Origin of the sequence: Nocardioides sp., from assembly GCF_031422975.1 — a bacterium.
Taxonomy (GTDB): Bacteria; Actinomycetota; Actinomycetes; order Propionibacteriales; family Nocardioidaceae; genus Nocardioides.
Map to the genome: position 1 here is coordinate 1 of NZ_JANPEO010000071.1, position 4,847 is coordinate 4,847.

Consider the following 4,847-nt stretch of genomic DNA (forward strand, 5'->3'; position numbering starts at 1 on the left):
CCGCGTCCGCGCCCTCGCCCGCGCCCTCGCCGAAAGTCGCCGTCGTCCCCCGGCCGGCCAAGAACGGTTGCCACCGGCTCAGCTACGCCCAGGCCGTCGCCCCGGTCGTCGGCGGCACCGAGGTCGCGTGCAGGAAGCCGCACACCTCGCAGACCTACAAGATCGGCCGACTCTCGCTCGTCTCGTCAGGCCATCTGATGGCAGTCGACTCGCCATCGGTGCAGGCGGCCGTCGCCTCGTCGTGCACGACGCTGCTGCGCGCCCACGTCGGCGGCTCCCCCGAGGACCTGCGGCTGAGCATGGTGCAGGCCGTGTGGTTCACGCCGTCGGTCGAGGAGGCCGCGGCGGGCGCGGACTGGTTCCGGTGCGACGTCGTCGCCCTCGCCACGCCCGGGCGGCTCGCGGCCCTGCCCCGCTCCACCGAGGGCCTCGTCGGCGCCTCGGACCGCTTCGCGATGTGCGGTACGACGTCACCCTCCGCTGCGTCGTTCCGACGGGTGCCCTGCTCGGCGGCACATTCGTGGGTGGCCACCTCGACGGTGGCACTGTCCGCGAAGTCCTACCCGTCCGCAACGGCCAGCAGCACGCAGATGGAGTCGGCCTGCCGCTCTGCCGCTCGGAACCGCGCCGCGGACCCGCTCGACTTCACCTGGTCCGAGGAGCGGCCGTCGAAGGACCAGTGGGACGCCGGCCGGCGTTACGGGATCTGCTGGGCCCCCGCCTGAATGCCGAGTCGGCGCGAACACCCCGCCCAGTCGGCGCAAACTCGCGTGCGGCCCGCCGTTCACGCCGACTCGGCATGCGGTTCACGCCGACTCGGCCCGTCAGAAGCCGAGCTTGCGCAGCTGACGCGGGTCGCGCTGCCAGTCCTTGGCGATCTTGATGTGGAGGTCGAGGTAGACCGGGGTGCCGAGCAGTGCCTCGATCTGCAGCCTGGCGGCGGTGCCGACCTCGCGGAGGCGCGCCCCCTTGTGGCCGATCATGATCCCCTTCTGGGAGTCGCGTTCGACATAGAGGTTGGCGTAGATGTCGAGGAGCGGCTTGTCGGTGTCGCGGCCCTCGCGCAGACCCATCTCCTCCACCACGACGGCAATGGAGTGCGGGAGCTCGTCGCGCACTCCCTCGAGCGCGGCTTCGCGGATCAGCTCGGCGACGATCGCCTCCTCGGGCGCGTCACTGAGGTCACCGTCGGGATAGAGCTGGGGTCCCTCGGGCAGCAGCCCGACCAGCACGTCGGCGAGCAGCGCCACCTGGTCACCCGACTGCGCCGAGACCGGCACGATCTCGGCCCACTCGATGCCCGAGTCGGCACCGAGCGTCTGGATGTCCAGCAGGTGCTGACCGATCTGCTCGGGGGTGGCGAGGTCGGTCTTGGTGGCGATCGCGACCTTGATGGTGCGCTTGACCTTCGCCATCTCCTTGACGATGAAGCGGTCCCCGGGACCGACCTTCTCGTTGGCAGGCAGACAGACCGCGACGACGTCGACCTCGGCCAGCGTCGTCTTCACCAGGTCGTTGAGCCGCTCGCCGAGCAACGTGCGCGGCCGGTGCAGTCCGGGGGTGTCGACGAGGATCAGCTGGGCATCGGGCCGGTGCACGATGCCGCGGACGACCGTACGGGTGGTCTGCGGCTTGGAGCTGGTGATGACCACCTTGCTGCCGACCAGTGCGTTGGTGAGCGTGGACTTGCCGGCGTTGGGCCGTCCGACGAAGCTCGCGAAGCCACTGCGGAACCCGTCGGGGCGGGCCCCGTGGGCCGGGCCAGCCGGGGCAACCCCGCTGACGTCGAAGTCCTGGTCGTGCTCGTTGCTCATGCGTTGCCCATCGTCTAGTGCTGCTCCTGCGCTGCGTCGTAGTCGGCCCAGATCTGGTCGTCACTCTTCCCTGCCGCCTTGCCGGCGCGCCAGATGGGTCCCGGATCGACCGCACGCGGCTGCCGCAGCTGGCCACCGCCGCGCCAGTAGCCCATGACGTCGTATGCCGACGACGGCAGCTGTCGCTCCCGCATCAGGTGCTTGCGGATCGCCCGCATCTGGGCGGACTCGCCGGCCATCCAGAAGTATCCGGACCCGGCAGGCCAGTCCATCGAGGTGACGATCTGCGAGGTGGCGCTCTCCACGCCCGGCGGTGGCGTCGACCAGCTGACGTCGCCCTCGACGTAGGCACGAATCGGCTCGTCGGGTGTCTCCACCCAGGCAGTGACCGGCACGGAGACCGTCTCCATGATGCGCGCCACCGCGGGCAGCGCGGTGAGGTCGCCCACCAGCAGCAGCCACGCCGCGTCAGCGGGCATCGTGAACGACCCCTTCGGCTCGCTCACCGACACCTCCTCGCCGACGCAGTCCGTCGAGGCCCACTCGGTGACCAGCCCGTGCTCGTGCACGACGATGTCGAGCGTCAGCTCGGCCCCGTCCCACGACCGCACGGTGTAGTAGCGCGTCTGGAACTGGCCCGGGATGGTCAGTGCCACCCATTCGTCGGGGATGCTCGTCGAGGTGAAGTCAGCGAGCCCGGAGCCGCCGAGCACCAGTCGCACGAACTGTGACGAGAGCTGCTCCCGCCGCACGACCTGCGCCTGGAACTGTCTTGCTCGGGTGCTCACCGGGCAAGGCTACCGGCGCGGCCGGGGACTACGCCGTCCAGTCGGGGCGCAGGGGAAAGGGCGCCGGCCCGTCCTCGTCGGCCCGGGTCGCGAGCACGTGGTGCAGCTCGACCTCACCTCTCTCGAAGCCGATCCGGGACCCGGCCATGTAGAGCCCCCACACCCGCGCCGTGCTCTCCCCCACCTCGGCCACGCACTCGTCCCAGTTGGCCTCGAGGTTGCGACACCAGTGGGCGAGAGTCAGCGCGTAGTGCTGGCGCAGGTTCTCCGAGTGCTCCACCTCCAGGCCCACGTCCTGAGCCGCGCGGATGATGCTGCCCGAGCCGATCAGCTCGCCGTCGGGGAAGACGTAGCGATCGATGAAGGCGCCCGTCTCCTGCTTGCGGTTGTGCGAGCGGGTGATGCAGTGGTTGAGCAGTCGGCCGCCGGGTCGCAACCGGTCGCGCAGGTGCGCGAAGTACGCCGCGTGGTTGCGGACGCCGATGTGCTCGGTCAGCCCGATCGAGCTGACGGCGTCGAACCCGGTCTCGAGCACGTCGCGGTAGTCGAGGTGGCGCACCTCGGCGAGGTCACCGAGTCCCGCGCGGTCGATCGCCTTCTTGGCCCACTCGGCCTGCTGCAACGACAATGTGACGCCGAGCGACCGGACGCCGTACTCCCGGGCGGCGTGCTGCACCATGCCGCCCCAGCCGCAGCCCACGTCGAGCAGCCGCTGGCCGGGCTCGAGCGCGAGCTTGCGGCAGATGAGGTCGAACTTCGCGGCCTGCGCCTCCTCGAGCGCGACGTCGGCCCGCTCGTAGACGGCACAGGTGTAGGCCATCGACGGGCCGAGCACGAGCTCGTAGAAGCGGTTGGAAACGTCGTAGTGGCGCGCGATCACCCCCGCGTCCCGCGCCATCGAGTGACGCATCCCCTCGACCGCGCGACGCCAGCGGGGCAGGTGTTCCTGGGGCGGTGGTGGCGGCGGCCGCAACAGGCCCAGCCCGAGTCCGCGAACGATCGAGAGCGCTTCTGCCGGCGGCGGCACCCGGAACTCCATGTGGTCCTTGAGCAGCACCAGAGCGTCGTACGGGTCGCCGGGGTGGACGCCGGACAGGTCGAGGTCGCCCATGACGTAGGCGCGCACCATCCCGAGGTCGCCCGGTGCCGTCAGCAGGTAGGCCAGCCCACGCTGGTTGCGCAGGTGGAGTCCGATGGCCGCGTCGCGGGGGCCGGTCTCGCTGCCGTCGTACGCCGTGAAGTGCACGGGCATCCCGCCGCGTATCAACGTCGCAAAGGCGTCTCCGATGCTCACGTTCATGCTCATCCGCGCTGCACCACCTTCTCGTAGAGACCGGTCAGCCGGTCGTCGGGGTCGTACCGCTTCTTCACCGCCGCGAGGTTGGCGCCGTCGTAGAGCGCGTCGAACGTGTCCCGGTCGTAGAACGCCTCGGAGTACAGCGACTTGTGGCCGCCCAGGTCCTGCACCTTCGCCTCGACAGCGCGGTTGCGCGGAGAGTGCCGCGCCTCGGGCCCGACCGCGACGTTGCCCCAGAATCCGACGTTGACGTAGGTCTGCCCAGCGGCCAGCGGGTAGGACGGCCACGGTCGGGCCGAGTTGGTGCGACGCAGTCGCAGCGGGCACAGCCACACCGGGCGCATGCCGATCTCGGCGTCGAACCACGCCAGGAACTCGGGCAGCCGTTCGACCGGGACCTCGACGTCCTGGACGACCCGCTCGCCCTGCGGGCGGCCGGCGCGCCGGTCGAGTCGGTCGCCGATCGACCACCGACGAGCGAGCGCGACCAGCTTCCAGTAGACGTCGGAGCGACGCAGGCGCCGGGGCCAGATGCGGCGAACGACGGGGTGCTGGGCACCGAAGGCGCGCGAGCACCAGAACCAGTCGGTGTCCCACCGCCACAGGTAGTCGAGCATGCTCAGCCGGTCGGTCGGCCGTTGCTGGATCGAGCGGTAGTAGACCTGCTGCCCGCCGTAGTCGCTGGTCGGCCCGCGCTCGGTGGTCCAGCGGGCCAACGTCAGGTAGGCCTCGTCGGGGGTGAACACGACGCCGTCGAGCCCGTCGACACGCTCGCCCTCCCACTCACCGGTCTCCACGATCGTCGCGATCGCCGCCGGGAGGTCGCTCAGCTCACCGAAGCGCACGTGCCGGATCGCGACGTACGGCGACACGCGCTCGAGCTCGATCCGCAGCCGGGTCGCGTAGCCGAGGGAGCCGTAGGAGTTCGCGAAGGAGTCGAACAGGTCG

Annotated in this window: 5 protein-coding genes; 1 reads left to right on the plus strand and 4 read right to left on the minus strand. The window is 70.6% G+C overall.

The genetic code is table 11. From position 1 onward, the window contains the following. On the plus strand, positions 1-725 hold a 725-nt coding region (locus tag RMO85_RS02455), incomplete at its 5' end, for a septum formation family protein (RefSeq protein WP_310526265.1). A gap of 99 nt (positions 726-824) precedes the next feature. Here RMO85_RS02455 and era read toward each other — a convergent pair. The 4 genes from era to RMO85_RS02475 form a co-directional block, all read right to left on the minus strand. Next, positions 825-1,814: a GTPase Era gene (era, locus tag RMO85_RS02460; protein WP_310526266.1), complete on the minus strand. Its 990-nt coding sequence runs from the start codon at positions 1,812-1,814 to the stop codon at positions 825-827. 14 nt (positions 1,815-1,828) lie between these two features. Next, complete coding sequence (locus tag RMO85_RS02465; RefSeq protein WP_310526267.1) at positions 1,829-2,602, minus strand: siderophore-interacting protein; 774 nt, start codon at positions 2,600-2,602, stop codon at positions 1,829-1,831. 28 nt (positions 2,603-2,630) lie between these two features. Next, complete coding sequence (locus RMO85_RS02470) at positions 2,631-3,902, minus strand: class I SAM-dependent methyltransferase (protein WP_397202904.1); 1,272 nt, start codon at positions 3,900-3,902, stop codon at positions 2,631-2,633. Positions 3,903-3,904: 2 nt separating this feature from the next. Further along, on the minus strand, positions 3,905-4,847 hold a 943-nt coding region (locus tag RMO85_RS02475), incomplete at its 5' end, for an FAD-binding protein (protein ID WP_310526270.1).

What these genes read in the sequence shown, in the direction of transcription:
- era (WP_310526266.1), bottom strand. Translation starts at nt 1,814, where the DNA reads ATGAGCAACGAGCACGACCAGGACTTCGACGTCAGCGGGGTTGCCCCG.
- RMO85_RS02470 (WP_397202904.1), bottom strand. Translation starts at nt 3,902, where the DNA reads ATGAACGTGAGCATCGGAGACGCCTTTGCGACGTTGATACGCGGCGGG.